Source organism: Kitasatospora brasiliensis (genome assembly GCF_032654805.1).
Taxonomy (GTDB): Bacteria; Actinomycetota; Actinomycetes; order Streptomycetales; family Streptomycetaceae; genus Kitasatospora; species Kitasatospora brasiliensis.
Map to the genome: position 1 here is coordinate 76,120 of NZ_JAUOOW010000010.1, position 26,353 is coordinate 102,472.

Consider the following 26,353-nt stretch of genomic DNA (forward strand, 5'->3'; position numbering starts at 1 on the left):
CCCCGGTGGGTCAGATCCCGAAGACCACGGCGGCGAAGTCGTCGCCCAGCCGGGTCCGCAGCTGGGCGGCGATCCCGGTCAGCCGGTGCGCCTGGGCCATCGGCAGCGAGACCGAGATCGCCCCGATGCCGTTGCCCGCGACGATCGGCACCGACGCGCCCGCGGTGCCGAGCTGGTACTCCTGGAACTGGGTGATCGGGACGGCTCGCCGCGGGCCCTGGCGCGGCAGCAGCGGCAGGTGTGACGGGTCCCGCAGGGTGTACGGGGTGAACGGCACCATCGGGTAGCGGGCCAGATGGTCCCGGCGCTCCTCGGCGGTCATCAGGGCCAGCAGGGTCTTGCCCGACGAGGTGGCGTGCGCGGCGGCCCGGTAGCGGTCCCGGTCGACCAGCGGAGCCCCGGGGGCCTCGACGGCCTCGACCATTTCCATCTCGCCGTGCCGGTACCAGGTGAAGTAGACGGCGGCGGAGAGCTCGTCGGCGAGCATGCCCAGCAGCGCCTTGAGCCGGGCCCGGCCCGCCGTCGGGACGTCGTACCTGGTCAGCCCGGCGACGGCGGGCCCGGTGACGTAGAGGCCGTTGTGGCGCTCCAGGTAGTGGTCGTGCACCAGGGTGCGCAGCAGGTGGTAGGCGGTGCCCAGGGCGAGGTCGGTGTCCCTGGCGAGCTGCTTGGCGGTGGCGCCCTTGGGGTAGTGGGCGGCCGCCTCCAGCAGGCGCAGGGCGCGCTGGGCGGAGGCGATGAGGGTGGGGGCGGTGCTGTCGGCCGCGACGGTACCGGTCATGTTCGGGACCCGGGGAGGGGTGCTGTCACCGGGGGTATCGGCGGCCCGGGGAGCGGCTCGGGGAATTGTAGAACGTTCATGCATAAATCTTGCGGCCGATGGCGTCGCATGGATATGCCAAATCGGCGCGTGGCGCGTCGCGGACCCTCCTACTCGGCGGCGGCCTGGTCCACCAGAGGCAGGATCCGGTACGGCACCGGGTTCTCCAGCACGATCGCGGTGGACGATCGGACGATCCCGTCGAAGCCCAGCACCCGGTCGATCACCCGTTGCAGATCGGCGTTGGACCGGGCCACTATCCGCACCAGCATGTCCCCGATCCCGGTGATGGTGTGCAGCTCCAGCACCTCCGGCACCCGGGCCAGGTGCGCCCGTACGTCCGAGCCCTGGCCCTGGGAGATCTCCAGGGTGGCGAAGGCCGTCACCGGGTAGCCGATCGCGGCCGGGTCGACCTCCGGGCCGAAGCCGCCGATCACGCCCTTGGCCTGGAGTCGGTCCAGCCGGGCCTGCACGGTGCCCCGGGCGACCTGGAGCCGGCGCGAGCACTCCAGCACCCCGATCCGGGGCTCCTCGGCGAGCAGCCGGATCAGCCGGCCGTCCAGGGTGTCGATGGTGTCGTTGCCGCCCCCCGCCGGGGTGGCGGAAGCGGCCTGCGGGGCGGGGGAGTTGGGCGACTCGGGGGAGCTGGGGGAGTGGCCGGGGGGCATCGCGGGACCGTCCTGTGATGGGCATTCTGTACAGCGCTGCGGCCGATTCTCCCGTTCCGGGGCGCAGTTTGACCAGGACTTGATACCGGCCCGGGTATGTGCCGCGCCGAGGCCTCCGTCGGGGCTCCGGCGGATCGTCAGCGGACCACCGTCTCCACGGTCGGCGGGTGGCCGTTCCAGGAGGCGATGACCGAGTTGGCCTCGGTGCCCCGGGTGAAGTCGACCCGCAGCCACCCCTCGTTGGTCCACACCTGCATCTGCCAGCCCGGGTCCGGGGTGGCGGAGACCAGGGTGGCCCCGCTGTCCTTGAGGTCCAGCGCGACCTTGCCGCCCGGCACGGGGTAGCTGCGCACCGTGGACGTCGCGGCGGCGGTGGGCGCGGGCCGGAGGGCCTGCGGTGGGACGGTGGTGGCGGGGGCCGGGCCGTGCGGGGCGGTGGCGGCGGTGGTCGCGGCCGCGGTGGCGGGGGAGGTGGGGGCCGCGGTGGTGGCGGTCGTGGTCGTGGTGGTGGTGTTCGGGGCGGGCGCCGCCGGACGGGTCGTCGACTCCGTTGCGGAGCGCGGCTGTTCGGGGCTGGGTGGCGCCGGGTGCGGCGGGTTATCGGCCTTGCTGTCGGCCTTGCTGTCGACCTTCGCGGAGGGCAGTGGCAGTGCCGTGGGCTGCTCGAACGCGTCGCCGGTCAGCACCGCGTGCACACCGAGCCAGGACAGCGCCACCGCCGCCCCCGTGGCCGCCGCCCAGGCGCCGAGCTGTACCAGTCCGTTCCGCATCGTCCGCACATCTTGCCGTATTTCCAAACGGAAGGAGACCGGCACCCCCGGTATTCGGCAGGGCAGTTGCACAATGTCCGGACCCACCCCCGAGGTACAGACCACTGCCCGGCGATGGCGTACCGTGCAGGCCCATGGCAACAGTGCTCGTGGTCGAGGACGACCCCTTCGTACGCTCCGCGCTCATCCGCCACCTGACCGACACCGGTCACGCGGTCCGCAGTGTGGGCACGGCCCTGGAGGCGCTGCGGGAGGTTGCCCAGGTCGGCTGCGACCTGGTGATCCTCGACCTGGGCCTGCCCGATCTGGACGGCAGCGAGGCGCTCAAGATGATCCGGGGCCTGACCAATGTGCCGGTGATCGTCTCCACCGCCCGGGACGACGAGGCCGAGATCATCCGGCTGCTCAACGACGGTGCCGACGACTACCTGGTGAAACCTTTCTCCGGGGAGCACCTCAGCGCCCGGATGACCGCCGTGCTGCGCCGGTTCGGCGGCGGCGCGGCGCCCGTCGCCCAGGTGCTGCGGGTCGGCGGGCTGGCCATCGACCTCCAGCGGCGGGAGGCCGCACTGGACGGCCGGCAGCTCGACCTGACCCGCCGTGAGTTCGACCTGCTGGCCTTCCTGGCCGCCCGGCCCGGCGTGGTGGTGCCGCGCAAGGAGATCCTCGCCGAGGTCTGGCAGCAGACCTACGGCGGCGACCAGACCATCGACGTCCACCTCTCCTGGCTGCGCCGCAAGCTCGGTGAGACCGCGTCGAATCCGCGCTACCTGCACACCGTCCGGGGCGTCGGGGTCCGGCTTGAGGTCGCCTCAGGTCTGGCGGAGCACCGGACATGAGGAGGTTCGGGCGCTCCCTGCGCTGGGCCCTGATCAAGGCCGCCGTCGCCGGGACCACCATGGTCGCGCTGGCCTTCCTCATCCCGCTCGGGATGATGGTCCAACAGACCGCCCGGGACCGGGCCTTCACCGCCGCCGAACGGCAGGCGGCGGCGCTCGGGCCGGCGTTGGCGATCACCACCGACCAGGACGCGATCAACCGGGCGCTGGCCAGTACGGACGCCGGCGCGCAGCGGCGGATGGCGGTCCACCTGCCGGCGGTCGGGCAGCCCGCCGGGGGCGCGGCCCCGGGGAGCGACGGTGTCGGGACGGGCAGCCCCGGGACCGCGGCCTCCGGCGGGACCTCCGCCACCGGGACGGGCAGCCCCGGGACCTCCGCCACCGGGACCGGGGAGCCGGGCGGCCCGACGCTGGGGGAGGGGCGCGCCCCCGCCCCCGACGTGGCCACGGCCGGCGGGCAGGGCCGCTCCTTCACCGTGAAGGTGGCCGGCGGGTACGCCCTGCTCCAGCCGGTCGCGGTGGACACCGGACGGACCGCCGTGGTCGAGGTGTTCGTGGCCGAGAGCGACCTCACCCGGGGCGTCGCCACCGCCTGGCAAGTGCTCTCCGCCGTCGCGCTCGGCCTGGTCGCCATCTCGGTGCTGGTCGCCGACCGGATGGGCAGCCGCATCGTCGCCTCCGCGCAGAAGCTCGCCGCCGCCGCCCGCGAACTCGGCGCCGGGAACCTCTCGGTACGGGTCCCGGTGGAGGGCAAGCCGGTCGAAGGCAGCCCCGAGGAACTGCGCGAGGCCGGCCAGGCGTTCAACACCATGGCCGACCGGGTCGTCCAACTCCTCGCCGCCGAACGGGAACTGGCCGCCGACCTGTCGCACCGGCTGCGCACCCCGCTGACCGTGCTGCGGCTCAACGCCGCCTCGCTCGGCGAGGGCGACGCGGCCGTCGCCACCCGGCACGCGGTCGCCCAGCTGGAACGCGAGGTCGACCAGATCATCCGCTCGGCCCGCCGCGCCCCCGAGGACGCGCCCGCCGTCGCGGTCGGCTGCGACGCCGCCGAGGTGATCCGGGAGCGGGCCGCCTTCTGGTCGGCGCTGGCCGAGGACGAGGGGCGCCGCTGGCAGCTGACCGGAGCCGAGCGGTCGGCGCCGGTGCCCGTCCAGCGCGGGGACCTCGCCGCCGCCGTCGACGCGCTGCTCGGCAACGTCTTCCGGCACACCGCCGTCGGCACCGCCTTCTCGGTGGACGTCCTGGCCACCGACGGCTCGGTGATCGTGCTGGTCGGCGACGCCGGACCGGGGTACAGCGACCCGGCCGCCGCCCTCAAGCGCGGCGAGGGGCACGGCGGGGAGGGCTCCACCGGCCTCGGCCTGGACATCGTCCGCAAGCTCGCCGAGTCCACCGGCGGAGACGTCGTGCTCGGCCGCTCGGCGGTGCTCGGCGGCGCCGAGACCCGGCTGCGGCTGCGCACCCGGCCGGAGCCGGCGGAGCCCGCGCGCAGCGGGCGGCGGCGGACGCGGGGCGCGCTGTTCCAGAAGTGACGGCGGCGCCGGGGCGGAAGCCGTGGTGAGGCCGCGTTCGTCACGTTGGGTAGCCGATCGGCTCCGGGGTTGCCAGGTGGAATCCGGTATCGTCGCTGGTTGGCCGAGCGGTGGACGGAGTGGACAGTGACAGCGGTGCAAGACGAGCGAAGCCCGGCGCGGACCGCGCCCGACCCCTCGCCGCCGCCCCTGCCGGACCGGCTGCGCCGAGCGCTCGGCGCTCCCGTCCAAGCGCTGCGTGAGGCCCCGCGGCGTCCGCTGCTGGCCGCCTCCGCCGTGGCGCTGCTGTCCCTGCTGGTCTACGGCGTGGTCCGGCACTTCGTCCACACCTCGATGGTGGACATGATCGTCTACCGGGCCGAGGGCGCCGCCGTGGCCGACGGCACCGACCTGTACGCGCTGCGCGTCACCGAGTGGAACCTGCCCGCGACCTACCCCCCGTTCGCGGCGATGCTGTTCGTCCCGACCACCTGGTTCCCGGTCCCCTTCCTCCGGGTGGCGATCACTCTCGGCAACATCGGGCTGCTCGGCCTGCTGACCCACCTGTCCTTCAAGCTGGTCGGCTGGCCGCGCCGCGAGCTGCGGCCGATCGGCGTGATCCTGGTGACCGGCCTCGGCGTCTGGCTGGAACCGGTCTTCACCACGCTCCGCTACGGCCAGATCAACCTCGCGCTGGCCTGCCTGATCCTCTGGGACCTCACCCGCCCGGACGCCAAGCGCAGCAAGGGCGTGGCGATCGGCATCGCCGCCGGCATCAAGCTCACCCCCGGCCTGTTCGCGGTCTACCTGCTGATCACCGGCCGGATCCGGGCCGCCTTCGTGGCCGGCTTCACCTTCCTCGGCACCTTCCTGCTCGGCGCGCTGGTGCTGCCCGACGCCACCCGGGGCTTCTGGACCGAGTACCTCTACGACTCCTCCCGGGTCGGCAAGACCTGGATCGTCGACAACCAGTCACTGCGCGGCGCCTTCGCCCGGCTGCTGCACACCGCCGAACCCGGCACCGTGGCCACCCTCGGGGCCGCACTGGTCGCGCTGGCCGGCCTCGCCGTCTCCGCCTGGGCCGTGCGCAGCGGCCGCTGGCTGCCCCGGGCCGAGGCCTGGGGCGTCTGCTGCGCCGCCGTCACCGCCGTGCTGATCTCGCCGATCAGCTGGACCCACCACTGGGTCTGGTGCGTGCCGATGCTCGTCCTGCTCGCCGCCGAGGCCTCGGTCGAGCGCGCCCGCCCGGCCGACGTGCGCCGGCCGCGCTGGCGGGCCGCCTTCTGGGCCACGCTGGTCGCCTTCGTCTCCTTCGCGATGTGGGCCGCGAAGCCGGTCGGCCTGGCCGTCCTCGACCTGGCGCCGTGGCGGCAGCTGCCCACCTCCGTCTACCCGTGGGTCGGACTCTGCTTCCTGCTCGCCGCAGCGATCCGGATAAGGGCCCGACGGCGTTCGGCCGGCGCGCCGCTGGTCCGGCTGCCCGGACAGCGCGACTCCGGCGGCCCGGACGCCGCCCGCGGTCGTCAGCAGGCCCCCGCGGCCCGCTGAGCCGGCGGGGGCGCCGCTCCTGTCGCTCCTGCTGGTGGCGCTCACGCTGCCGCGCACCGCGCTCGTTTCGCCGCGCACCGCGTTCGGTTCGCCGCGCACCGCGTTCGGTTCGCCGCGCACCGCGTTCGGTTCGCCGCGCACGCCTAGGCGAGCAGCTCGGCGAGCGAGCCGTCCATGTCCAGCACGCCCAGCTCGCTGCCCGGCGGGACCAGCCGGTGCGCCCGCTCAAGCCAGGCCGCGACGGCCGGCAGCGGGGCCTCCAGCAGCGCGTCCCCGGCGGGCGAGCTCAGCGCCAGGCAGAGCACGCTGCGCCGGCCCGAGCGGGTCGGCCAGATCCGCACGTCGCCCTGGCCGCACGGGCGGAAGGTGCCCTCGACCAGCAGCTCCCGGGCGAATACCCAGGTCACCGGGGAGCCGGTGTCCAGGTGGAAGGTGATGTACACCGCGTACGGGTCGTGGCTGCCATAGGACAGTCGGGCCGGGACGGGGATGCTGTGCTCCGGCGAGAGCACCAGGCTCAGCTCCAGCTCGTGCTCGACGACGCTGACGGGACGCTCCATGATCGTCTTCCTCTCTGGCATCGGGTGGTGCCCGGTTCCGGGCCCCTGTGACCTTTGAGAGGGCGGTCCGCACCGGCTCTTACACACGTTTCCGGGATTTCTTCGGGAAATTTGGTGAGCGGCGGCGAGCCGTGGTGAACGGCGGACGGCACGGCGCGCGAGCATGTGCCGCGCGCCGGGTTCCCTACCGTGAGCAACCCCCGGCTGTCCGGGGAATGGCGAACTTTCCGTCACGACCCCGGCGAGGTACTACCCTTTGTGACTGTCCGGCGACTGTCCGCCCATCGGTGGTGCCCCCACGCGCGCCGAGTGCCGGGCGCGTGCCGGGTCGTGCGCGCTGGGTGGACGCGTCGCGGTGGTCGGGCCCGACCGGCCCGCGCCGTCCTCGTCAGGACCTGCCAGGAGAGAAGACCCCCATGACGGACCGCCCCTTCGCCGCCGGCGGCGACCCGGCCGTCGCGCCCGAGCCGGGCTACTACCCCGACCCCTCCATCCCCGGCTTCGTCCGGTACTGGGGCGGCTCGGCCTGGGTGCCCGGCACCAGCCGGCCCTCGCCCGCCATGGGCGAGGTGCTGGAGCCGCCCCGGTACGCGACCCGGCGGCCCGCCCCGGACGGGCCCGCGGTGCGGGCGGCGCCGCCGCCGGTGGTGGATGCCGGGCCGGGGGTGGCTTCCGGGCCGGTGGTGGATGCCGGGCCGGCGGTGGCCTCCGGGCCCGTGATGGACGCGGTGCCCGTGATGGACTCCGTGCCGGTGGCGGACTTCGTGCCGACGGCGCCGGAGGTCGGGAGACCGGCGGGCGGCGGGGACACCGGGCCGGTGTACTTCGACCAGACCACGGGAGGGGCCTCCTTCGTGCTCGGGCCGCGGGTGGCGGAGGTGATCGGCGGGCCGGTGTTCCGGACGGTGGACGCTCCGGGCTCGCTGCCGGGCTTCGCGGGTGCCGAGGGCCTCGGGGCCGCGGGCGAGCCGGCGCCGGTGCCCGATCCGGTCGAGCCCCCGGTTCCGGCTCCGGCCCGGGGGCCGGCCCCCGCGCCCGCGGAGTCCGGATGGCAGGCCGATCCGCGGGCGCAGCGGGGCCTGCTGGAGACGGGCGACGCGCCGCGGTGGGTCTCCTGGGGGGTGCTTCCGGAGGCGCCCGATGCGGAGGAGGAGCGTGCGCGGCCCGAGCACGCTTCCGTTGCCATGGAGCCGGCCGCCACCGGTGCGCCCGCCGTGGCCGGTGCGCCCGCCGTGGCGATGGCGGCGCGGGACACCCAGGTGCGGGAGGCGCCCGGGCGGGAGGCCCCCGTGCGCGAGGTGCCGGTGCCGGCCGTGCTGGCTTCCGGCCCGCTGCCGGTGGTCGGCGGGGAGATGGCCCCGGGTCGGTTCCCGGCCCCCGCCCCGGCCCCGGTGCCGGCCGCCCTCCGGCCCACCGCCGCGGCCGTCGCCGTACCCGCCGCCCCGCTGCCCGCCGTACGGACGGTCCGGGAGACCGCCGTCCACCCCCGGCCGTCCGCCGCCGTCCCCGCCCGCGCGGCCGCCCGGGCCGCCCGGGAGGCCCGAGCCGTCGGGCCGGCCGGACTGGGCCGTCGACTGGCGGCGCGGGCGGTGGACACCACCGTGGTCCTGGTGGTCGCGGTGGCCGCCGGAATCCCGCTCGGCCGCTCGGTGACCGACCACCTCCAGCAGAAGGTCGACCAGGCCCGGATGACCAGCGCCCTCACCCGGCGGCAGATCCAGGTCTGGCTGGTGGACGACGTGGTGCTGGGCAAGATCGCCGTGCTGATCGGCATCCTGCTGTTCGTCAGCCTGCTCTACGAGGTGCTGCCGATCGCCCGTACCGGACAGACCTTCGGCAAGCGGCTGGCCCGGATCCGGGTGGTGGACGCCGCCGCTCCGGCCGCCCGGACCAGGCTGAGCCTCGGCCGCTCGCTGCTCCGGTGGGGCGTCCGGCAGCTGGGCGCGGTGCTGCTGCTCGGACTGGTCTGGCCGGTGTTCGACCGTGCGGCGCGGCGGGGCTGGCAGGACCGTGCGGCCCGGACCCGGGTGGTCCGGGGCTGAGCTCCCGCGGGGCGGCCCGGGGCGGCCCGGAGCGGCCCGGGGCGGCCCGGGGCGCTCCGAGCAAAACGGACAAAATGTCCCGAACATCGAGAATGTGCGATGTTCTACTCGGGGACATGAGCACCCACGACCCCTCAGGCCCCCCGCCGGAGGAGGGCGACAGGCCCTCCTTCGACAAGCCCGACGGAGCGTCCCAAGGCCCCGGCGCCTACCAGGGCAGCTACGGCGAGACCCCGTCCGGCGGCCCGACCCCCGGCCAGGACCCGTACGGCCGGTACCCCTCCGGCCAACCCCCGTACGACCAGCCCCCGCCCGGCCACGGCACCGGCTACGGCCCCGGCGCGTACGGCACCCCCGGCGCCGGCCCCGTCCCCGGCATGCCGCCGATCGGCACCTGGCCCAAGCGGATCCTCGCCCGGCTGATCGACTACGTCCTGGTGCAGATCGTCGGTGTGATCATCGTGGGGCCGTTCAACGACCTCAGCACGCGGGGCGGCTCCACCGAGGCGTTCTGGCTCGGCTGCCTCATCTACCTCGTCTACGAGGCCCTGATGCTCAGCCGCGACGGCCAGACCCTCGGCAAGAAGGCGATGAAGATCCGCGTCGCCATGCTCCTCGACGGGAACAAGCCCACCCAGTCCGCCGCCTGGACCCGCGCCGCCGTCTTCATCCTCCCCGCCGTGCTCTGCTGCGCCGCGCTCTGGTGGCTCGTCGACGGGTTCTTCGGCGTCTTCGACCGGCCCTACCGGCAGTGCCTGCACGACAAGGCCGCGAAGACCGTGGTGGTCACCACGGAGGTCTGAACGGCGGCCCTCGGCACCCGACCGGGTGCCGAGCACGCCCGGGCCAGACCCCGGAGGCGGGGGCACAGGGGGCGCCCGGGCCCACCCCGGGGTCGTCAGCCCCCGTCGGTACGGTGAACCGGAATCGGTACGGTGAACCGGAACCTGACGGCACCACGCACCAGCAACCACCCGGGGGAACACCACCATGCCCATCCCCGCCGACTGGCCCACCACCGAGGCCGAGGCGCTCGCCGAACAGCAGCGGCTGCGCCCGCTCGTCCAGCCCCACGACGACCCGGCGCCCGGCGACCCGACACCCTGCCGACTGATCGCCGGCGTGGACGTCGCGTACGACGACGAGCGCGACCTCGTCGCCGCCGCGGCCGTCCTGCTCGACCGGGACACCCTGGACGTGGTCGAACAGGCCACCGCCGTCGGCCGGATCCCCTTCCCGTACGTCCCCGGACTGCTCGCCTTCCGCGAACTCCCCGCCGTCCTCGACGCGTTGGCCGCCCTCACCCGCACCCCCGACACCGTCGTCTGCGACGGCTACGGCCTCGCCCACCCCCGCCGCCTCGGCCTCGCCAGCCACCTCGGCGTCCTCACCGGACTGCGCACCCTCGGCGTCGCCAAAACCCCCTTCACCTTCGACCACCGCCAACCCGACGCCCCGCGCGGCTCCTGGACCCCGCTCACCGACCCCGCCACCGGCGAAGAAGTCGGCCGCGCGGTCCGGACCAGGGCCGGCGTCAAACCCGTCTTCGTCTCCGTCGGCCACCGGACCGGCCTCGACACCGCCGTCCGCACCACCCTCGACCTCGCCCGCCACTACCGCCTCCCCGAGACCACCCGGCACGCCGACTCCCTCTGCCGCCGCGCCCTCGCCGACGCCCAGGCCACCGGGACGACCGCGAACTGACCATGCCCCGGGCGGGATTCGGGCCCGGTGTGTTAGACATGACGCACCGGGGCCCGGCCCCGGCCGCCAGGGACGGACGCACGGGGGAGGCGCCGACAATGGGAGCAGGGAACACGGGACCGGCGGGGACCGGCTCCACCGGTGGAGCCGGGCAGGGCTACCGCATCGAGGTCGAACAACTCCGCACCTTCGCCGGCCAGGTACGGGTGCTGCTCGCCGACTTCCAGAAGCACGCCGACGGCACCGACGCGCACGGCCGCAGCGGCATCGGCAAGAGCGCCTTCGGCACCTTCGCCGAGGCCACCGAGATCCACGGCCGCTACGGCACCATGCGCGACGCCCTGCGCGACGTCCTCAACCAGCTCCAGGAAGCCGTGAACGACGCCCAACTGAAGGCCGACCTCACCGCCACCAACTACGAGGAGCAGGACCAGCACACCGCCTCGAAGCTCAAGCTCGGCGACGACGGCTGGTCCGTCGCGGACCCCTCCGCCACCAGCCAAGCCGCCGCCCGGCAGAACCTCACCCCCTCCAACCACGGCAACGCCGTCCTCTGACCGCCGCCCGCCGGAACCGAACGGAGGCCGACCGCCCGTGGTCTACACCGACTTCACCAAGTACAGCCACGCCCAGCTCCGCACGATGGCGCAGGCCCTCGACCCCGGCGCGGTGATGGCCGCCGGCGACCCCTGGCGCAAGGCCGCCGACACCCTCAAGCAGATCCGCCAGACCCTCACCAACGCCAGCACCGAAACCGCCACCTCCTGGCAAGGCACCACCAGCGACGCCTTCCACACCCGTATGCTCGCCCTCGCCGCCAGCATCAACAACGCCGCCGCCTACGCCAACGACGCGGCCAACATCCTCCACAACACCTCCGAAGCCATGGCCAAGGCCAAGCGCGAGATGCCCGAGGAACCCGGCAACTGGGACAAGGTCACCGACACCGTCGGCGACGCCCTCTTCGGCGACGACGACGAACACATCCCCGTCGCCGACCGCAAGAAGGCCGAAGCGGCCGCCATCATGCAAACCCTCGCCATGCACTACCGCGTCGCCACCCCGGCCCTCAAACCCCCACCGCCGTACGACCCGAAGAATCCGGCGAGAATCGAGACCCCCGATACCGGGTCGAAGGACGACCCGACCGGGGCGGCGGCAGCGGCAGCGGCCATGGTGTCGGGTACCTCGATGGGAGCCGCAGGAGCACCGGCGCGGGTGACGGCCACTCCGTCTCCTCAGCGTTCGAAGTCCTCCCAACTGCCCATGACACCCAGGTCCGTAGCGAAGAGCGCGTCCGCTCCGACCGATCCGGGGATCAAGGGCGGTACCGCGCAAGCTCCACCGAAGTCGTCCGTGTCCCCTGGCCCCGGCTCGGGGGAAGGGATCTCCGGCAGGCCGCTGCCGCCTTCGAGCGGGAGCGTACCGAGTCCGATACTCGCCGGAACCCAGCCCTCCGGACTGGACCCCGTACAGCCCGGAGGCTCCACCACCGGGCCGTTCGGGGGTGGCACCGGGCCGGAAGCCCCTCGTTCTACGGGCCCGACGACCGTTTCTCCGGTCGGGCCGATCGCGGGGCAGGGCAAGGTGCCCCTCGGCGGCAAGGAGATTTCGGGTGGTGTGACGGCGGCAGAGGGCTCCGGACCGCGTGGGGGCCGGGCTGTCGGCGGTGCCGCCGAGGCCTACCCGGGCATCGGTGCCGGTGGCCGCGGACCTGGTGGCCACCATGCCGGGGGATCTCCGGCACGACCGGGCGGGGCTGCCGGAGAGACGGCGAAGCCGGGTGGGGCGCGGGGTGGACAGGCGTTCACGGAAGGCGGATCCGGACTGGGAGCACGAAACCGGCTCAGGGGTGAACCGGGTGTTGCGGGGGCGAACGGCATGTCTTCGGGTGTCCCGCTGAGTGGAGCACAAGGACGTAAGAAGGAGCGGGGGAAGGACGGCAAGCGGCCGGACTATCTCGTCGAGGACGAGGAAACCTGGGCGTTGGCCAAGCCCGCGAATCCGAACGTGGTGGAATGAAGCCGGTCCCGTGAGACGGACGGGTGATCTGATCGCATCCCGCAGGTCGGTGACCTGCGGGATGCCTCGCTGAGTGGGGTGACCAGGTTTGACGAGCCGCCGGTTGGCAAGGCATGCGGCGGCTCTGGCCGCCGGAGTACTGACGCTGGGCCTGGCCGTTCCTGTGGCATCGGCCGACCAGACCAGGGACCAGCAGTGGGCGTTGAAGTCCTTGGAGGCGGAGGCGAAGGTCTGGCCGGTCAGCCGGGGCGACGGGGTGGTCGTCGGCGTGATCGACACCGGTGTCAACCAGGACCATCAGGACCTGACGGGGCAGGTGCTTCCCGGGGCCGATTTCTCTGATGGCCATACGGACGGCCGGGTGGACACCGATGGCCATGGCACCGGGATGGCGAGCCTGATCGCCGGGCACGGGCACGGCGATCAGGCAGGAGTAGTAGGGCTGGCCCCGATGGCGAAGATCTTGCCGATAAAGGTGAGAACGGACGCCGACAAGTCCAGTCCTTCGCCGGACCCCGCTTCTCCGGACGGTTCGGATGTGAGTCGGAACGGATTCGCGGAGGCAATCCGTTTCGCCGTGGACCACGGTGCGAAGGTCGTCAACATCTCCCTCTCCGGGTCCTACCGCTTCGACTCCCAGCTGCGGAAGGCTGTCAACTACGCGGTGTCAAAGGACGTCGTCCTGGTGGCCGGCACAGGCAACAGCGGGTCGAGCCTGGGGGCCGAGTACCCGGCCGCCTTCCCAGGGGTGGTGGCGGTAGGAGCAGCGGATTCGAAGGGCGAGGTGTGGGATCGGTCCACGTCGGGCCCCGAAACCACGCTTGTCGCGCCTGGAGTGAGTATCAACCACGCTGCGGCGAAGTCCCCGACTGCCTACGCAAGCGGAAGCGGGACCTCGGATGCTACCGCCTATGTGTCCGCCACTGCCGCGCTGATTCGCGCCAAGTACCCGAACCTGTCGGCCGGGCAGGTGATCAATCGAATGATCAAATCGGCCACTCCGCCGGCCAACGGGGCGGCTGTCCCCAACGAGCACTACGGGTACGGGCTCGTTTCGCCGGCCAAGGCGCTGGAAGCCAATCCCGCCGTGGACAACGGGCCTCGGGAGAATCCCCTGGTCGGGCGGATGGAAGCGAAGGGGACGCCTCCTCCGGTGGGCGAGGAGACGGACGAGCCCACCGTGGAGCCCATGGTCCCGGATGGAGACAGTGGGGGCAGCGGCACGACCGGGATCTGGGTCCGGCTGGGAGTCGGCGCGGGCCTGGTGGTCGGTGTCGTGGTGCTCGTCGTGGTGCTGGTCTCGCGGGCGCGGCGGAGGCGGCGGGGGGTGGCGGCCGGGGGGTATGGGCAGCCGCCGTACGGGCCGCCGTATCAGTGAGTGGCGAGCCATCCGTGGCGTAGGACGTCCCAGTGGCGGTTGTCCCGGTGGTGGGCCTGGTGGGCGCGGCCTTCGAGGGTGAAGCCGGTTGTGCGGGGGTGTGGGCGGCGCGGGGGTGAGAGGGCGGCGAGGTCGGTGGTCATGGTGCCCGGCATGGAGGGTCGGCTTCCGGTGCGGCCGGGTGTTTCGAGCTGGAGCGCGCGCTGGTTGTGGGGCGTGCGGTGGGGGAGCGCGCCGGTGGGTGCGCCGGGGTGGGTGGCAGCATTTCGGCGCCCGCTGGCGGCATTGCCTCTGGCGGGGGGTTCCCGGGGGCGGAGATGCTGGGGGCCATGAGCACTGCTGAGAACTCACAGATCGTCCCGGACACCAAGGACTGGACCTGGGTGCTGGAACGCCCCTGCCCCGACTGCGGGTTGGACACTCCGCGGGTGGTCCGGGAGGACGTCGCCGGGATGGTGCGGGCCAATGCGCGGGGCTGGCTGGCGGTGCTGGCCGGGGACGGGGACGGGGACGGGGACGCGGACACGGTCGCGGACCGGCTGCGTCGGCGGCCTGCCGCGGGGGTCTGGTCGGATCTGGAGTACGCGTGCCATGTGCGGGACGTCTTCCGGCTGTTCCACGTCCGGCTGGGCCTGATGCTGGAGCAGGACGGCCCGCTGTTCCCCAACTGGGATCAGGACGAGACGGCCGTCGCCGAGCGCTATGGGGAGCAGGACCCCCGGGTGGTGGCCGGGGAGCTGGCGGAGGCTGCGGAGGTGCTCGCCGCGGCCTTCGAGGGGGTGGCCGGCGAGCAGTGGGGGCGGACCGGGAACCGTGGTGACGGGGCGCGGTTCACGGTCGAGTCGTTCTCCCGGTACCTGATCCACGACCCGGTGCACCATCTGTACGACGTGACGGGCGAGCGGGTGGTCTGAGGCGGCTCCGGAGGCTCACCAACCGGAGGCCTCGCGCAGCATGGTGCGGCGCAGCCGCCCCGCGACGCTGGCGGCGTCGGTGCCGATGACGTCGGCGATCTCCGGGGCGGCGAGGCCGACGACGTAGTGCAGGATCGCCAGGTCGTCGTCGGCCGGGCGGCGCTCCGGGTCGGTGATCACCCGGCGGGTGTGCTCGGCGACGGTGCCGCGCAGGATCTCCCAGGCGTGCGCGGTGGGATTGGAGCTGCCCATCAACTCCCGCCAGCACACCGCGATTTCCGCGAAGGCCTGTTGGACGGCGGTGGCCGCTGCGCTGTGCTCGGTCAGCCACACGCGCGCGTAGCTGAGGTACCGGGGGCGGTGGAGTTCGCAGAACGCGGTGAACTCCAGTGGGACGTCCGCCGGCTCGCCGGGCCCCGGGGGCGGCTCGGCGGAGGTCTCGTGACGGTTGGTCATCTCGGCTTCTCGGAAAGGGAGATGGGTTTCTGGCGGTCGATCATCTGTGCTCACTCTACGGTAGGCCCTCGGTGCGCTGGGTGACCAATCCGATGGAATGCCCGGAACCCGCCGCCGCCCGGCCGGTTCCGGTGGCGACCGGGTGTGGCGGGGCGGCGGGGCGGCCGGGCAAGGGGTCCGGTGCGGGGCCGGCGGGGCAGTGCTGCGCAGTGGCGGGGGTGACGTAGTTGCGAGCGCGTCGCAGCTGGTCAGAGGGTGTAGGACGGCAATGGCTGCAAGGCGGTTGATGTGTCACCGTAGGCCTTATGGAGGCTGACGTCCACGCCCAGGGCGCGAACCTGCGCCCGCACAACCACCCTCACAACCGCACTCATGACCGTGGCGGGGAATGCGGTACGGATCACGGCGGAGATCGCCACGGACGAGGGCATGGTCATCACCACGGTGACGCCCACGCGCACGCTCCGGAACACGGCCACGGCCCCGACCACGCGCACGGGCACTCCCGCGCCGCCGCCCTGCGCCACCGCCTCGCCCACGCCCTGCGCCCCCACTCCCACGACGCGGCCGACCGGGTGGACGAGGCGCTGGAGGCCTCCGCCGAGGGCCTGCGCACCCTGTGGATCTCGCTCGTGGTGCTCGGCGTCACTGCGCTGCTCCAGGCCGCCATCGTGGCCCTCTCCGGCTCGGTGGCGCTGCTCGGCGACACCGTGCACAACGCGGCCGACGCGCTGACCGCCGTCCCGCTCGGGATCGCCTTCCTGCTCGGCCGCCGGGCCGCCAACCGCCGCTACACGTACGGCTACGGGCGGGCCGAGGACCTGGCCGGGGTGGCGATCGTGCTGACCGTGGCGGCCTCGGCGGTGTTCACCGCGGTGGCGGCGGTGGACCGGCTGCTGCACCCCCGCCCGGTGGACCACCTGGTGGCGGTGGCCGCCGCCGCGCTGGTCGGTTGCCTGGGCAATGAGTGGGTGGCCCGCTACCGGATCCGCACCGGCCGCCGGATCGGCTCGGCGGCGCTGGTCGCGGACGGCGTGCACGCCCGGACCGACGGGCTGACCTCGCTCGCGGTGCTGGTCGGCGCGGCCGGGGCCGGGCTGGGCCTGCGCTGGGCGGATCCGCTGGTCGGCCTGCTGATCACGGCGGCGATCCTGCTGGTGCTGCGCGGCTCGGTGCGCGAGGTGGGCCGGCGGCTGATGGACGGGGTGGACCCGGGCCTGGTGGACGCCGCCGAGGACGCGCTGCGCGGGGTGGACGGCGTGCGCGGAGTGGGCGCGCTGCGGATGCGGTGGATCGGGCACTCGCTGCGCGCCGAGGCGGACGTGGTGGTGGACGGCACGCTCACGGTGGTGGCGGCGCACCGGGTGGCCGAGGCGGCGGAGCAGGCGCTGATCCGGGCTGTCCCGCGACTGCTGGCCGCCACGGTGCACATCGACCACGCCCCGGCAGCCTGAGCGGGACCGGCCGCGAGGGGTCGGCCCGGACGGGACCGGCCGGGGCGTGAGGGCGGGCGCAGCGGCCGCCGGTCAGGAGGTCGTCCGGGCCTCCTCGGGGGAGATCCGGTCGACGGCGGTGTCCCGTTCGACCTGGGTCGGGAAGGCTTCGACGGCCCGCCGCCGGGCCGCCTGCGCCGCCGCGGCAGCCGCGGCCGCAGCCGCCGCAGCTGCCCCGGCGGCAGCCTCCTCGCGTTCGCACCGGTGCGCCGCACCCGCGGCGTGCGACCCGGAGGAATGCCCTCCGGAGGAATGCACTCCGGAGGAATGCGCTCCGGACGCGTGCCCCCCGGACGCGTGCCCCCCGGAAGCGTGGCCCCCCGTGGCCAGCCCCGCGGCGCGTCGCCGGCGGCCGAGCGCGGTCCGGGCGGCGTGTTCCTCGGCAGCCTGTCTGGCGGCGAGGTAGGCCTGAACGGCCGCCATGCCGTAGACGGGCTGGATGAGTTGGTGACCCTTGAAGAAGGGTCTGGCCGGGGCGAACCCGGCTGCGACCACCAGGTCGCGGATCTCTGCTATCTCGGCTTCACTGCGGGCGGTGAAGCGGACCTCCCAGCCCTTCTTGTATGTATGGCCCTTCTCGCCGCTGCGGCGTGCCGGGTCCGGGCGGCGGACGTATCCGGGCAGACGGCCGAGGCGGAGCTGGGCCGCGCGGAGGCCTGCGGTCTCGTCACGTGACATGACGTAAGCCTAGGCAATTCCCGGGGCCGGATTGACGCCCGGTGGGTCCCTCGCCGTATGCCCTTGATCACTCTGGGTCAGGCGACCAGGTTTCCGATCGATTTCGATCACATATGACAAACCGATGAGCGTCACTTACGCCAAATGAGTGAGGGTATGAGGACTTTAGTGCCGGCTGATCCCGGTTTCGCGACGGTTGAGTAACAGTGCGTCAGGGTCCCGGTCGGGGGTCCGGGCGGTTGGGGATGGTGTCGGCATGAGCTACCGGATTCCGTCGCCGCCGCCGTCCCTGGAGGATCTGGCGAAGCGTCAACAGAACGTCGTCACCGCGAGCCAGTTGCGCGCCCGGGGCGTGCCGGCCCGGATCATCACCGAGCACTGCCGCCGGGGCGGGCCCTGGCAGCGGCTGCTGCCCCGGGTCTACCTGTTGCAGGCCGCCGAGCCCACGCCGGAGCAGCGGATGTGGGCCGCGCTGCTGTACGCGGCGCAGAGCGGGCGCGAGGAGGACCGCCGGGCGGGCGCGGTGCTCACCGGCGCGGCCGCGCTGGCGCTGTACGGCTTCACCGCGGTGCCCCGGCTGCCCGCGGTGACCGGAGTGGACGTCCTGGTGCCCCGCCAGCGCCGGCTCAAGGACGTCGGAGAGGTGCGGATCCGGCGCACCGAACGGGAGTTGGAGGCCCGGTCGGTGCACGGCCTGGCCTGCGCGCCGGTGGCCCGGGCGGTCGCGGACGCGCTGGCCGAGTGGACGGACCGGCCGGGCGGGGCGCCGGTGCGAGAGGTGCTGCGGGAGGCCGTCGCTCTGCGCGAGAACCGGTGCACCGCGCGGGAGTTGGTGGTCGAGCTGACCGACTCGGGGCTGACCGGGGTGCCCCGGGTGCGTGCCGCGCTCGACGAACTGCTCGCCGCCGAGCGGGAACTGACGCTGGGTCGGATCGGCGACCTGCTGGACGAGTCGCCGCTGCCCGCGCCGCTGAACGCCCCCGAGCTGCGGATGCGCGGCGGCACGTACATCGCCGTCCCTGACCTCTACTGGCCGGAGCGGGGCGTCGCGGTGGAGGTGGACACGGAGCTGCGCTGCGTGAGCGAGGGCGAGGCCGCCTGGGTGCACGGCGGCCAGCACCGGATGGAGTACCTGGGCATCCGGGTGGTGTACGTCTCCGGGGCCCGGCTGGCCGCCGACCCGGACGCGGTCGGCGGCGAACTGCGCGAGGCGTACCGGGTCGGCGGGACGGACGTGGTGGAGCTGATGGTGGTCTGAGCGCGGTCGCGAAGGCCGAGTCGCGAAAGCCGAGTCGCGAAGGCCGAGTCGCGAAGGCCGAGTCGCGAAGGCCGAGTCGCGAAGGCCGAACCATCGACCGGTCGCGAGAGCGGAACCGCTACGACCGCACCACCGGCGCGCCGACCAGCTCGACCCCGGCCGCCCGCAGCTCCGCGAGCGCGGCGGCGGTGGTCTCCGGGTTCACCCCGGCGGTGAGCTCCAGCAGCACCCGGGTGGTGAAGCCCGCCCGGGCGGCGTCCAGCGCGGTCGCCCGGACGCAGTGGTCGGTGGCGATGCCGACCACGTCGACCTCCTCGACCTGCCGCTCGCGCAGCCACTCCACCAGGCCCCGGTTGTTCTCGTCCAGCCCCTCGAAGCCGCTGTACGCCGCCGAGTGGGCGCCCTTGTCGAAGACCGCCTCGACCGCGCCGGAGATGACGGCGGGCGCGAAGTTGGGGTGGAAGCCCACGCCCTCGGTGCCGGCCACGCAGTGCGGCGGCCAGCTGTCGACGTAGTCCGGCTCGGCGGAGAAGTGGCCGCCCGGGTCGATGTGGTGGTCCCGGGTGGCGAGGATGTGCCGGTAGGCGGGGGAGGACTCGGCGATCAGGTCGGTGATGGCGGCGGCCACCTCGGCGCCGCCGGCGACGGCCAGGCTGCCGCCCTCGCAGAAGTCGTTCTGCACGTCGACGACGATCAGTGCCCGGTGCATGACTGGCATCCTCGGATCTCGGGGGCCCGCGGGAGCGGCGCCCCGGTGGGGGAGCCCTCGGGAATGCGCGGCCCGGCCGGGCGCGGCGCGGGAGGTTCTCGGGGAGCTCCGGGGAACTCTACGGCTGACTCTAGGGAGTGGTGCCCGGGTGCGGAAGCCCTGGGGCTTCCGCACCCGGGTCCCGGATCAGGCGGGCAGGACCAGCTCGGTCGGCAGTACCGGGTCGCCCTTGGACAGCTGGGTGGCGGACAGCGGCAGCGCGGCGCGGGCGCGCATGTGCCGGTCGCGCGCGGCTCCCAGCGGCTCCCGGCCGACGGTCTCGCCGCCCAGCACCAGCGGCACCTGCACCAGGTGCGGCCGCAGCTCCTCCGGGACGGGCCCGGTGCCGACCACCTCGGCCTCGGCCGCGCCGTCGGCGTCGGGCCGGCGGGCCGCCCACTTGCGGCCGCCGATGCTGGTCTTGCCGCCGGCCGCGCGCTTGGCCACCGGCACCATCGGCCCGCCGTCGGTCTCGGCCCGGGCGACCAGCTTGTAGACCATCGCGCAGGTCGGGTGCCCGCTGCCGGTGACCAGGCTGGTGCCGACGCCGTAGCCGTCCACCGGGGCGGCGGCCAGGGCGGCGATCGCGTACTCGTCCAGGTCCGAGGTGACGATGATCTTCGTCCGGTCGGCGCCCAGCTCGTCCAGCTGGCGGCGGACCCGGTGGGCCAGCAGGGTGAGGTCGCCGGAGTCGATCCGGACGGCGCCCAGCTCGGGGCCGGCCACCTCGACCGCGGTGCGCACCGCCTCGCGCAGGTCGAAGGTGTCGACCAGCAGCGTGGTGCCCCGGCCCATCGAGGCGATCTGCGCCTTGAAGGCGTCCCGCTCGCTGTCGTGCACCAGGGTGAAGGCGTGCGCGGCGGTGCCGGTGGTCGGGATGCCGTGGGTGAAGCCGGCCTCCAGGTCGGAGGTGGCGGCGAAACCGGCCACGTACGCGGCCCGGGCGGCGGCGACGGCGGCCTGCTCGTGGGCCCGGCGGGCGCCCATCTCGATCACCGGGCGGCCGCCGGCGGCGGCGGTCATCCGGGAGGCGGCGGCCGCGATGGCCGAGTCGTAGTTGAGGATCGAGAGGATCACCGTCTCCAGGATCACCGCCTCGGCGAAGCTGCCTTCGACGGTGAGCAGCGGCGAGCCGGGGAAGTAGACCTCGCCCTCGGGGTAGCCGTGGATGTCGCCGCGGAAGCGGTAGTCGGCGAGGTAGCGCAGGGTGTCCTCGTCGACCACGCCCTGGTCGGAGAGCCAGTCGAGCTGGGCGGTGGTGAAGCGGAAGTCCTCCACCGCGTCGAGCACCCGGCCGGTGCCGGCCAGGACGCCGTAGCGGCGGCCGCCCGGCAGGCGGCGGGTGAACACCTCGAAGACGGAGCGGCGGTGCGCGGCCCCGCTGCGCAGGGCGGCCTGGAGCATGGTGAGCTCGTAGCGGTCGGTGAGCAGCGCGGTCGAGCCGGCCGCTCGCACAGAAGTGGCGTCCATGAGGATGATGCTACTACCACTTAGCGTCAGACTGACGATTTCCCGTTCGGCGGGCGGGGCCGGAATCGCCCGGCTGTCCCTCGGATGGCAGCATGGGGCGTGAGGGGTCACCGAGGACTGTGCAGCGAGGAGGAGCCGGCGTGAGCGTCGCGCCCGTGGAGATCGAGCGCCCGGAGGTCGAAGGGGTGCCGGTGACCGAACCGGACACGCCCTGGGTGACCATCGTGCACAACGACCCGGTCAACCTGATGAGCTACGTCCAGCATGTGTTCCAGGCCTACTTCGGCTACCCGAAGGACAAGGCCCGGCAGCTGATGATGGACGTCCACACCAAGGGTCGGGCGGTGGTCTCCAGCGGCTCCCGCGAGGAGATGGAGCGCGACGTCCAGGCGATGCACGGCTACGGCCTCTGGGCGACGCTGCAACACGACTGACGCCGGGCCGACGGGCGCCGGTCCCGGGCCGGCCCCGAGCCGGTCCCAGGCCGGTCCGGAGCGCCGCCCCCACGACCGAAGACGACGAAGACGGGCTGACCGATACAGATGGCTGGGTTGTTCGAGAGCACCGGCAGTGGCGGCGCGGCGATCGCGCTGGACGAGTGGGAGGCCTCCATCCTGCGCTCGCTGGAAGTGCAGTTGCTGGAGCTGATCGGCCCCGGCCCGGGCGGCGAGGACGGCGACCCGCTGGCCGCGCTGTTCGCCGAGGGCCCGACCGAGGCGCCCGCCGACCCGGTGCTGGCCCGGTTCTTCCCGGACGCCTACGGCGATCCGGGGAAGCCGGGCGACGAGGAGTCCAGGGTCGCGTCCGGGGAGTTCCGCCGCTTCACCGAGCTGGACCTGCGGGCCCGCAAGCGGGACGACGCGCTGTTCGTCGTCCGGGCGCTGGACGGCCTCGGCGACGGCGGGGTGCTCAAGCTCGGCGCCCCCGACTGCCTGCGCTGGCTGGGCGCGCTGAACGACCTGCGGCTGGCCGTCGGCGTCCGGCTGGAGGTCACCGAGGACGACGAGGACGGCCTCTACGATCTGCCCGACGGCGACGAGCGCAAGCCGCTGGTGATGGCGTACCTGTGGCTGGGCGCCCTCCAGGAGTCGCTGCTGGAGGCCATCGCGGACTGACCTCGGCGGCACCGTGGCGTCGCCGAGGAGGCGCCGAGGGGAGCGATCCTGCCCGGTTCCGGGCAAGCCCCGGCCGTTTCGTCCAGCATGTGGACGATCGGCCGGGGCATTTCTTATGAAAATCGGGCAAAACATACCAGGTCATGCTCAAATAACGCTCAGATGGACGCCGTTATCCGAACCTCGCGTGGTACGACTTCTCCACCCTTGAGACCGACCAGGACGGTGCCACATGGCAGAGAAGTCGTACGGCGAAACGGTCGACGCAACACCTGACACGGAGGGCTACGAGCGTGGGCTCGGCAGCCGCCAGATCCAGATGATCGCGATCGGCGGAGCGATCGGGACCGGCCTCTTCCTCGGAGCGGGCACCGCGATCTCCCGCTCCGGCCCGAGCCTGATCCTCTCCTACGCCGTCGCCGGCCTGGTGATCTTCGTGATCATGCGGGCGCTCGGTGAACTGCTCACCTATCGCCCGGTCTCCGGCAGCTTCGCCGAGTACGCCCGGGAGTTCGTCGGCCCCTTCGCCGGCTACGTGACCGGCTGGACGTACTGGCTGTTCTGGGTCGTCACCGGCATGGCGGAGACCACCGCCGCCGCCGTCTACGTGCGGTTCTGGGCGCCCGACATACCGCAGTGGATCAGCGCGCTGACCTTCCTGGTGCTGCTCTACGCGGCCAACCTGATCTCGGTGAAGCTGTTCGGCGAGATCGAGTTCTGGTTCTCGATGGTCAAGGTCACCGCCATCATCGGCATGATCCTGATCGGCGTCGGCGTGCTGACCCTGGGCTTCAGCAAGGCCGGTGACACCGCGTCACTCGGCCACCTCTGGCAGGACGGCGGCTTCTTCCCGCAGGGTCTCGGCTCCACGGTGATGACCCTTCAGATCGTCATGTTCGCCTACCTGGGCGTCGAACTCGTCGGCGTCACCGCGGGTGAGAGCGAGAACCCCGAGAAGACCCTGCCGCGGGCCATCAACACCCTGCCCTGGCGGATCATGCTGTTCTACATCGGCGCCCTGGTGGTCATCCTCTCGCTGGTGCCGTGGACCGAATTCCAGCCCGGCGTCAGCCCGTTCGTCGCCGCCTTCGGCAAGATCGGCATCCCGGCGGCGGCCGGCATCATCAACTTCGTGGTGCTCACCGCGGCGCTCTCCTCCTGCAACTCCGGGATGTACTCCACCGGCCGCATGCTGCGCGACCTCGCGCTGAGCGGCCAGGCCCCGGGGCGCCTCACCAAGCTCAACAGCCGCCGCACCCCGGCCTTCGCGATCACCGTCTCCAGCCTGCTGATGGGCGTCGGCGTGGTGCTCAACTACCTCGTCCCGGCGCGGGCGTTCGAGTACATCACCTCGGTCGCCACCGTCTGCGGGCTGTGGACCTGGGCGATGATCCTGATCTCCCAGATCCGCTACCGCCTGGCCTGGCAGGCCGGCCGACTGCCGGCGCCCAGCTTCAAGGCGCCCGGCGGCGCCTGGGTCAGCGGGGCCGCGCTCGCCTTCCTCGCCCTGGTCGTGGTGCTGATCGGCCTGGACCGGGACAACCGGATCTCGCTGTTCGTCTTCCCGGCCTGGGCCCTGCTGCTGGTGGTCGGCTACCAGGTGCTCAAGCGTCGCGACCCGCAGGCCGTCCACGCCCCCGCCCTGGAGCAGCTGCCCGCCGCCGACGGCAACCTCGACGCCCGCTGACCACTCCTCGGACGCCCCGGTGGACACCCGTTCTGGGTCCGCCGGGGCGTGGCTATCCTGACCGCATGCTGACCATCACCCGAGAAATCCGCGACCGGATCGTGGCCCACGCCCGCGCCGACCACCCGGACGAGGCCTGCGGCGTGGTCGCCGGACCGGCCGGCAGCGGACGGCCCGAGCGGTTCATCCCGATGCTCAACGCGGCCCGCTCGCCCACCTTCTACGAGTTCGACTCGGGCGACCTGCTCAAGCTCTACCGCGAGATGGACGACCTCGACGAGGAACCGGTGATCGTCTACCACTCGCACACCGCCACCGAGGCTTACCCCTCGCGCACCGACGTGAGCTACGCCTCCGAGCCGTTCGCCCACTACGTCCTGGTCTCCACCGCCGAGGGCAGCGGCGAGGACGACCCCTACCAGTTCCGCTCGTTCCGCATCGTGGACGGCGAGATCACAGAGGAAGACGTGCAGGTCGTCGACGCCTACCAGGCCTGACCGGCATCCCCGCGGAACCGGCCCGCCGACCCCTCCCGAAGGGGTGGCGGGCCGCCGTCGTCTCAACCCCAGGGACGAGAACATCCGGATCCCGAGACGGGCATGTCGGAGCGGGCCCGGGAATCTATACGATGAACCCATGCGTTCCGTCGATGTGAGCACTCAGGCCCCGGGCACCCGCCTCGTGGCGCGCCTGCACATCGACCTGTGCCGGCACGCCGGCGCGATCTGTCCCGGCACGCCCGCGCGCTCGCGCTGAGAGCCGCTTCACCACGTCACCCGGCCCGCCGTCCCACCGGCGGCGCCGAGTCCCGGGCGCCCGCCCGCCCCCGCCGCGTCCGCCGCGGCCCACCCACCTCCACCAGTCGCACAGGAGCGCACTCATGGCCATCGAGGTCCGCATCCCGACCATCCTCCGCACCTACACCGACGGCGCCAAGGCCGTCGAGGGCAACGGCAGCAACCTCGGGGAACTCTTCACCGACCTCGACGCCCGCCACCCGGGCATCGCCGCCCGCCTGGTCGAAGGCGGCGAGCTGCGCCGCTTCGTCAACGTCTACCTGAACGACGAGGACGTCCGCTTCCTGGAGGGCATCTCCACCGCCCTCGCCGACGGCGACAGCGTCACCATCCTGCCCGCCGTGGCCGGCGGCGCCCGCTGACCTCCCGGCTCCCCCCGCCCCCGCCCCCGCCGTGACAGGGGGGTAGGGCGGGGGAGCCACCCCCTCTCCACGTTGGCCGGAGGCCTCCCTTGCGTTACGACAGTCCGCTCGAAGCCGTCGGCAACACCCCGCTGGTCCGCCTGCCGCGGCTGTCCGCCGCCATCCCCGGCAACACCGAGGGCCTGGTGCGCCTCTGGGCCAAGCTGGAGGACCGCAACCCCACCGGCTCGATCAAGGACCGCCCGGCCCTGCACATGATCGAGCGCGCCGAGGCCGAGGGCCGGCTCACCCCCGGCTGCACCATCCTGGAGCCCACCAGCGGCAACACCGGCATCTCGCTGGCCATGGCCGCCAAGCTCAAGGGCTACCGGATGGTCTGCGTGATGCCCGAGAACACCAGCGAGGAACGGCGCGAGCTGCTCCGCATGTGGGGCGCCGAGATCATCTCCTCCCCGGCCGCCGGCGGCTCCAACACCGCCGTCCGGATCGCCAAGGAGACCGCCGCCGAGCACCCCGACTGGGTCATGCTCTACCAGTACGGCAACCCCGACAACGCGGGCGCCCACTACGCCGGCACCGGCCCCGAGATCCTCGCCGACCTGCCGACCGTCACCCACTTCGTGGCCGGCCTCGGCACCACCGGCACCCTGATGGGCGTCGGCCGCTACCTGCGCGAGAAGGTCCCCGGCGTGAAGATCGTCGCCGCCGAGCCGCGCTACGACGACCTGGTGTACGGGCTGCGCAACCTGGACGAGGGCTTCGTCCCCGAGCTGTACGACGCCGAGGTGCTCACCACCCGCTTCTCCGTCGGCTCCGCGGACGCCGTCCGTCGCACCCGCGAACTCCTCCAGCAGGAGGGCATCTTCGCGGGCGTCTCCACCGGCGCCATCCTGCACGCGGCGATCGGCGCCGGCCGCAAGGCGGCGGCCGCGGGGGAGCGCGCGGACATCGTCTTCGTGGTCGCCGACGGCGGCTGGAAGTACCTGTCCACCGGCATCTACACCGCCGAGTCCACCGAGGCGGCCGTCGAGGCCCTCCAGGGCCAGCTCTGGGCTTAGGGCGCTAGCGCGCGTTGCCAGACCCGCTCGTCCAGCGTGCCGGCCCGGCGGCGGAAGGCGGACAGCGGCACCTCGCGCAGCTCGTCCGTCTCCAGCCAGCTGGTCCGGCCCTGCCGGTCGCCCACCGCGCCGGGCGGCAGCGCCAGCACGCCCGGGCGCTCGGCGTGGTGCTTGCTGGTGATCTTCGCGACGGTGGCCTTCCGGCCGCGCACCCGCAGCACCAGGCACGGCCGGTCCTTGGAGCCGGGGCCGTCCTCGAACGGCACCTCGGCCCACCAGATCTCCTGCGGCCGGGGAGCGGTCCCCGTGCGCGGCCGCGGGGCGGTCGGGCCGGCCGGGCGCGCGGCCGGGCGGGTGCGCCGCCGCAGCGCCGTCACGGCGACGGCCAGCAGCGCGACGCCCAGGAGCGACAGGACGAGCCAGGTACCGGTCATGCCCGAACCGTACCGGCC

Annotated in this window: 29 protein-coding genes; 19 read left to right on the forward strand and 10 right to left on the reverse strand. The window is 73.4% G+C overall.

From position 1 onward, the window contains the following. Nucleotides 1-10: 10 nt before the first annotated feature. The 3 genes from QWJ13_RS31910 to QWJ13_RS31920 all read right to left on the reverse strand — a co-directional run bounded on the left by QWJ13_RS31910 (nucleotide 11) and on the right by QWJ13_RS31920 (nucleotide 2,258). Nucleotides 11-781 (reverse strand): IclR family transcriptional regulator, encoded by a 771-nt coding sequence (locus QWJ13_RS31910; protein WP_316528944.1) that lies wholly within the window; start codon nucleotides 779-781, stop codon nucleotides 11-13. A gap of 149 nt (nucleotides 782-930) precedes the next feature. Further along, complete coding sequence (locus QWJ13_RS31915) at nucleotides 931-1,488, reverse strand: Lrp/AsnC family transcriptional regulator (protein WP_316528945.1); 558 nt, start codon at nucleotides 1,486-1,488, stop codon at nucleotides 931-933. Between the two features lie 137 nt (nucleotides 1,489-1,625). Next, nucleotides 1,626-2,258, reverse strand: a complete 633-nt coding sequence (locus QWJ13_RS31920) for a hypothetical protein (protein WP_316528946.1) — start codon at nucleotides 2,256-2,258, stop codon at nucleotides 1,626-1,628. Nucleotides 2,259-2,392: 134 nt separating this feature from the next. Between QWJ13_RS31920 and QWJ13_RS31925 the strand changes: the two genes are divergently transcribed. The 3 genes from QWJ13_RS31925 to QWJ13_RS31935 all read left to right on the forward strand — a co-directional run bounded on the left by QWJ13_RS31925 (nucleotide 2,393) and on the right by QWJ13_RS31935 (nucleotide 6,159). Beyond that, nucleotides 2,393-3,097, forward strand: coding sequence for a response regulator transcription factor (locus QWJ13_RS31925; protein WP_316528947.1), 705 nt, complete (start codon nucleotides 2,393-2,395; stop codon nucleotides 3,095-3,097). Beyond that, nucleotides 3,094-4,632: a sensor histidine kinase gene (locus QWJ13_RS31930; protein WP_316528948.1), complete on the forward strand. Its 1,539-nt coding sequence runs from the start codon at nucleotides 3,094-3,096 to the stop codon at nucleotides 4,630-4,632. Before QWJ13_RS31925 ends, QWJ13_RS31930 begins: the two co-directional genes overlap by 4 nt. 126 nt (nucleotides 4,633-4,758) lie before the next feature. Beyond that, the gene (locus tag QWJ13_RS31935) at nucleotides 4,759-6,159 is read left to right on the forward strand and encodes a glycosyltransferase 87 family protein (RefSeq protein WP_316528949.1); all 1,401 of its coding nucleotides are present in this window, start codon (nucleotides 4,759-4,761) and stop codon (nucleotides 6,157-6,159) included. Nucleotides 6,160-6,302: 143 nt separating this feature from the next. Here the strand turns inward: QWJ13_RS31935 and QWJ13_RS31940 are convergent, their stop codons facing one another. Then, a complete protein-coding gene (locus QWJ13_RS31940; RefSeq protein WP_316528950.1) occupies nucleotides 6,303-6,719 on the reverse strand; it encodes an SsgA family sporulation/cell division regulator in 417 nt (138 codons plus the stop codon). Between the two features lie 416 nt (nucleotides 6,720-7,135). Between QWJ13_RS31940 and QWJ13_RS31945 the strand changes: the two genes are divergently transcribed. The 6 genes from QWJ13_RS31945 (at nucleotide 7,136) to mycP (ending at nucleotide 13,865) form a co-directional block, all read left to right on the forward strand. Further along, nucleotides 7,136-8,761, forward strand: coding sequence for an RDD family protein (locus QWJ13_RS31945; RefSeq protein WP_316528951.1), 1,626 nt, complete (start codon nucleotides 7,136-7,138; stop codon nucleotides 8,759-8,761). A gap of 116 nt (nucleotides 8,762-8,877) precedes the next feature. After that, nucleotides 8,878-9,564, forward strand: coding sequence for an RDD family protein (locus QWJ13_RS31950; RefSeq protein ID WP_316528952.1), 687 nt, complete (start codon nucleotides 8,878-8,880; stop codon nucleotides 9,562-9,564). 187 nt (nucleotides 9,565-9,751) lie between these two features. Continuing rightward, on the forward strand, nucleotides 9,752-10,465 hold the full coding sequence (locus QWJ13_RS31955) for an endonuclease V (protein WP_316528953.1): 714 nt from the start codon (nucleotides 9,752-9,754) through the stop codon (nucleotides 10,463-10,465). Between the two features lie 98 nt (nucleotides 10,466-10,563). Continuing rightward, nucleotides 10,564-11,022, forward strand: coding sequence for a DUF2563 family protein (locus QWJ13_RS31960; protein WP_316528955.1), 459 nt, complete (start codon nucleotides 10,564-10,566; stop codon nucleotides 11,020-11,022). Nucleotides 11,023-11,059: 37 nt separating this feature from the next. Further along, the gene (locus QWJ13_RS31965; RefSeq protein WP_316528957.1) at nucleotides 11,060-12,487 is read left to right on the forward strand and encodes a WXG100 family type VII secretion target; all 1,428 of its coding nucleotides are present in this window, start codon (nucleotides 11,060-11,062) and stop codon (nucleotides 12,485-12,487) included. An 88-nt stretch (nucleotides 12,488-12,575) separates the two neighbouring features. Next, the gene (gene mycP, locus QWJ13_RS31970; RefSeq protein ID WP_316528958.1) at nucleotides 12,576-13,865 is read left to right on the forward strand and encodes a type VII secretion-associated serine protease mycosin; all 1,290 of its coding nucleotides are present in this window, start codon (nucleotides 12,576-12,578) and stop codon (nucleotides 13,863-13,865) included. On the opposite strand, the gene QWJ13_RS31975 is transcribed toward mycP, so the two are convergent. Continuing rightward, nucleotides 13,859-14,008, reverse strand: coding sequence for a hypothetical protein (locus tag QWJ13_RS31975; protein WP_316528959.1), 150 nt, complete (start codon nucleotides 14,006-14,008; stop codon nucleotides 13,859-13,861). The two genes, mycP and QWJ13_RS31975, sit on opposite strands and share 7 nt — an antisense overlap. A 186-nt stretch (nucleotides 14,009-14,194) precedes the next feature. Between QWJ13_RS31975 and QWJ13_RS31980 the strand changes: the two genes are divergently transcribed. After that, nucleotides 14,195-14,779, forward strand: a complete 585-nt coding sequence (locus tag QWJ13_RS31980; RefSeq protein WP_316528960.1) for a DinB family protein — start codon at nucleotides 14,195-14,197, stop codon at nucleotides 14,777-14,779. Between the two features lie 15 nt (nucleotides 14,780-14,794). Here the strand turns inward: QWJ13_RS31980 and QWJ13_RS31985 are convergent, their stop codons facing one another. Further along, nucleotides 14,795-15,235, reverse strand: coding sequence for an RNA polymerase sigma factor (locus tag QWJ13_RS31985; protein WP_316528962.1), 441 nt, complete (start codon nucleotides 15,233-15,235; stop codon nucleotides 14,795-14,797). Between the two features lie 305 nt (nucleotides 15,236-15,540). Between QWJ13_RS31985 and QWJ13_RS31990 the strand changes: the two genes are divergently transcribed. Then, nucleotides 15,541-16,689 (forward strand): cation diffusion facilitator family transporter, encoded by a 1,149-nt coding sequence (locus QWJ13_RS31990; RefSeq protein ID WP_316528964.1) that lies wholly within the window; start codon nucleotides 15,541-15,543, stop codon nucleotides 16,687-16,689. Nucleotides 16,690-16,761: 72 nt separating this feature from the next. Here the strand turns inward: QWJ13_RS31990 and QWJ13_RS31995 are convergent, their stop codons facing one another. Further along, the gene (locus tag QWJ13_RS31995; RefSeq protein WP_316528966.1) at nucleotides 16,762-17,406 is read right to left on the reverse strand and encodes a hypothetical protein; all 645 of its coding nucleotides are present in this window, start codon (nucleotides 17,404-17,406) and stop codon (nucleotides 16,762-16,764) included. Between the two features lie 256 nt (nucleotides 17,407-17,662). Between QWJ13_RS31995 and QWJ13_RS32000 the strand changes: the two genes are divergently transcribed. Beyond that, nucleotides 17,663-18,664 carry a hypothetical protein gene (locus QWJ13_RS32000; protein WP_316528968.1) on the forward strand — a complete coding sequence of 334 codons (1,002 nt, stop codon included), beginning with the start codon at nucleotides 17,663-17,665 and terminating at the stop codon, nucleotides 18,662-18,664. 118 nt (nucleotides 18,665-18,782) lie between these two features. Here QWJ13_RS32000 and QWJ13_RS32005 read toward each other — a convergent pair whose 3' ends face one another. Further along, a complete protein-coding gene (locus QWJ13_RS32005) occupies nucleotides 18,783-19,373 on the reverse strand; it encodes an isochorismatase family protein (protein ID WP_316528970.1) in 591 nt (196 codons plus the stop codon). Between the two features lie 186 nt (nucleotides 19,374-19,559). Next, nucleotides 19,560-20,882, reverse strand: a complete 1,323-nt coding sequence (locus QWJ13_RS32010) for a nicotinate phosphoribosyltransferase (protein WP_316528971.1) — start codon at nucleotides 20,880-20,882, stop codon at nucleotides 19,560-19,562. Between the two features lie 140 nt (nucleotides 20,883-21,022). On the opposite strand from QWJ13_RS32010, the gene clpS reads away from it, so the two are divergent. From clpS to QWJ13_RS32045, 7 genes are all read left to right on the forward strand, one after another. Then, entirely contained in the window at nucleotides 21,023-21,316 is a 294-nt protein-coding gene (clpS, locus tag QWJ13_RS32015; protein ID WP_316528972.1) for an ATP-dependent Clp protease adapter ClpS, read from the forward strand. A 108-nt stretch (nucleotides 21,317-21,424) separates the two neighbouring features. After that, nucleotides 21,425-21,997: a DUF2017 domain-containing protein gene (locus QWJ13_RS32020; protein WP_316528973.1), complete on the forward strand. Its 573-nt coding sequence runs from the start codon at nucleotides 21,425-21,427 to the stop codon at nucleotides 21,995-21,997. A gap of 232 nt (nucleotides 21,998-22,229) precedes the next feature. Then, nucleotides 22,230-23,684: an amino acid permease gene (locus tag QWJ13_RS32025; RefSeq protein WP_316528974.1), complete on the forward strand. Its 1,455-nt coding sequence runs from the start codon at nucleotides 22,230-22,232 to the stop codon at nucleotides 23,682-23,684. A 65-nt stretch (nucleotides 23,685-23,749) separates the two neighbouring features. Continuing rightward, nucleotides 23,750-24,181, forward strand: a complete 432-nt coding sequence (locus QWJ13_RS32030; RefSeq protein ID WP_316528975.1) for a M67 family metallopeptidase — start codon at nucleotides 23,750-23,752, stop codon at nucleotides 24,179-24,181. Nucleotides 24,182-24,320: 139 nt separating this feature from the next. Further along, a complete protein-coding gene (locus QWJ13_RS32035) occupies nucleotides 24,321-24,440 on the forward strand; it encodes a putative leader peptide (RefSeq protein ID WP_310593142.1) in 120 nt (39 codons plus the stop codon). 124 nt (nucleotides 24,441-24,564) lie between these two features. Then, entirely contained in the window at nucleotides 24,565-24,843 is a 279-nt protein-coding gene (locus QWJ13_RS32040) for a MoaD/ThiS family protein (protein WP_030242903.1), read from the forward strand. An 89-nt stretch (nucleotides 24,844-24,932) separates the two neighbouring features. Continuing rightward, nucleotides 24,933-25,901, forward strand: coding sequence for a PLP-dependent cysteine synthase family protein (locus QWJ13_RS32045; RefSeq protein ID WP_316528976.1), 969 nt, complete (start codon nucleotides 24,933-24,935; stop codon nucleotides 25,899-25,901). On the opposite strand, the gene QWJ13_RS32050 is transcribed toward QWJ13_RS32045, so the two are convergent. Further along, nucleotides 25,898-26,335 carry a type II toxin-antitoxin system PemK/MazF family toxin gene (locus tag QWJ13_RS32050; RefSeq protein ID WP_316528978.1) on the reverse strand — a complete coding sequence of 146 codons (438 nt, stop codon included), beginning with the start codon at nucleotides 26,333-26,335 and terminating at the stop codon, nucleotides 25,898-25,900. The two genes, QWJ13_RS32045 and QWJ13_RS32050, sit on opposite strands and share 4 nt — an antisense overlap. Between the last annotated feature and the right edge of the window lie 18 nt (nucleotides 26,336-26,353).

Bases quoted from the DNA above. Each gene is read 5' to 3' on its own strand.
- QWJ13_RS31910 (WP_316528944.1), bottom strand. From the start codon at position 781: ATGACCGGTACCGTCGCGGCCGACAGCACCGCCCCCACCCTCATCGCC.
- QWJ13_RS31915 (WP_316528945.1), bottom strand. From the start codon at position 1,488: ATGCCCCCCGGCCACTCCCCCAGCTCCCCCGAGTCGCCCAACTCCCCC.
- QWJ13_RS31920 (WP_316528946.1), bottom strand. From the start codon at position 2,258: ATGCGGAACGGACTGGTACAGCTCGGCGCCTGGGCGGCGGCCACGGGG.
- QWJ13_RS31925 (WP_316528947.1), top strand. From the start codon at position 2,393: ATGGCAACAGTGCTCGTGGTCGAGGACGACCCCTTCGTACGCTCCGCG.
- QWJ13_RS31930 (WP_316528948.1), top strand. From the start codon at position 3,094: ATGAGGAGGTTCGGGCGCTCCCTGCGCTGGGCCCTGATCAAGGCCGCC.
- QWJ13_RS31940 (WP_316528950.1), bottom strand. From the start codon at position 6,719: ATGGAGCGTCCCGTCAGCGTCGTCGAGCACGAGCTGGAGCTGAGCCTG.
- QWJ13_RS31945 (WP_316528951.1), top strand. From the start codon at position 7,136: ATGACGGACCGCCCCTTCGCCGCCGGCGGCGACCCGGCCGTCGCGCCC.
- QWJ13_RS31950 (WP_316528952.1), top strand. From the start codon at position 8,878: ATGAGCACCCACGACCCCTCAGGCCCCCCGCCGGAGGAGGGCGACAGG.
- QWJ13_RS31955 (WP_316528953.1), top strand. From the start codon at position 9,752: ATGCCCATCCCCGCCGACTGGCCCACCACCGAGGCCGAGGCGCTCGCC.
- QWJ13_RS31960 (WP_316528955.1), top strand. From the start codon at position 10,564: ATGGGAGCAGGGAACACGGGACCGGCGGGGACCGGCTCCACCGGTGGA.
- QWJ13_RS31975 (WP_316528959.1), bottom strand. From the start codon at position 14,008: ATGACCACCGACCTCGCCGCCCTCTCACCCCCGCGCCGCCCACACCCC.
- QWJ13_RS31980 (WP_316528960.1), top strand. From the start codon at position 14,195: ATGAGCACTGCTGAGAACTCACAGATCGTCCCGGACACCAAGGACTGG.
- QWJ13_RS31985 (WP_316528962.1), bottom strand. From the start codon at position 15,235: ATGACCAACCGTCACGAGACCTCCGCCGAGCCGCCCCCGGGGCCCGGC.
- QWJ13_RS31990 (WP_316528964.1), top strand. From the start codon at position 15,541: ATGGAGGCTGACGTCCACGCCCAGGGCGCGAACCTGCGCCCGCACAAC.
- QWJ13_RS31995 (WP_316528966.1), bottom strand. From the start codon at position 17,406: ATGTCACGTGACGAGACCGCAGGCCTCCGCGCGGCCCAGCTCCGCCTC.
- QWJ13_RS32000 (WP_316528968.1), top strand. From the start codon at position 17,663: ATGAGCTACCGGATTCCGTCGCCGCCGCCGTCCCTGGAGGATCTGGCG.
- QWJ13_RS32005 (WP_316528970.1), bottom strand. From the start codon at position 19,373: ATGCACCGGGCACTGATCGTCGTCGACGTGCAGAACGACTTCTGCGAG.
- QWJ13_RS32010 (WP_316528971.1), bottom strand. From the start codon at position 20,882: ATGGACGCCACTTCTGTGCGAGCGGCCGGCTCGACCGCGCTGCTCACC.
- QWJ13_RS32020 (WP_316528973.1), top strand. From the start codon at position 21,425: ATGGCTGGGTTGTTCGAGAGCACCGGCAGTGGCGGCGCGGCGATCGCG.
- QWJ13_RS32025 (WP_316528974.1), top strand. From the start codon at position 22,230: ATGGCAGAGAAGTCGTACGGCGAAACGGTCGACGCAACACCTGACACG.
- QWJ13_RS32030 (WP_316528975.1), top strand. From the start codon at position 23,750: ATGCTGACCATCACCCGAGAAATCCGCGACCGGATCGTGGCCCACGCC.
- QWJ13_RS32035 (WP_310593142.1), top strand. From the start codon at position 24,321: ATGCGTTCCGTCGATGTGAGCACTCAGGCCCCGGGCACCCGCCTCGTG.
- QWJ13_RS32040 (WP_030242903.1), top strand. From the start codon at position 24,565: ATGGCCATCGAGGTCCGCATCCCGACCATCCTCCGCACCTACACCGAC.
- QWJ13_RS32050 (WP_316528978.1), bottom strand. From the start codon at position 26,335: ATGACCGGTACCTGGCTCGTCCTGTCGCTCCTGGGCGTCGCGCTGCTG.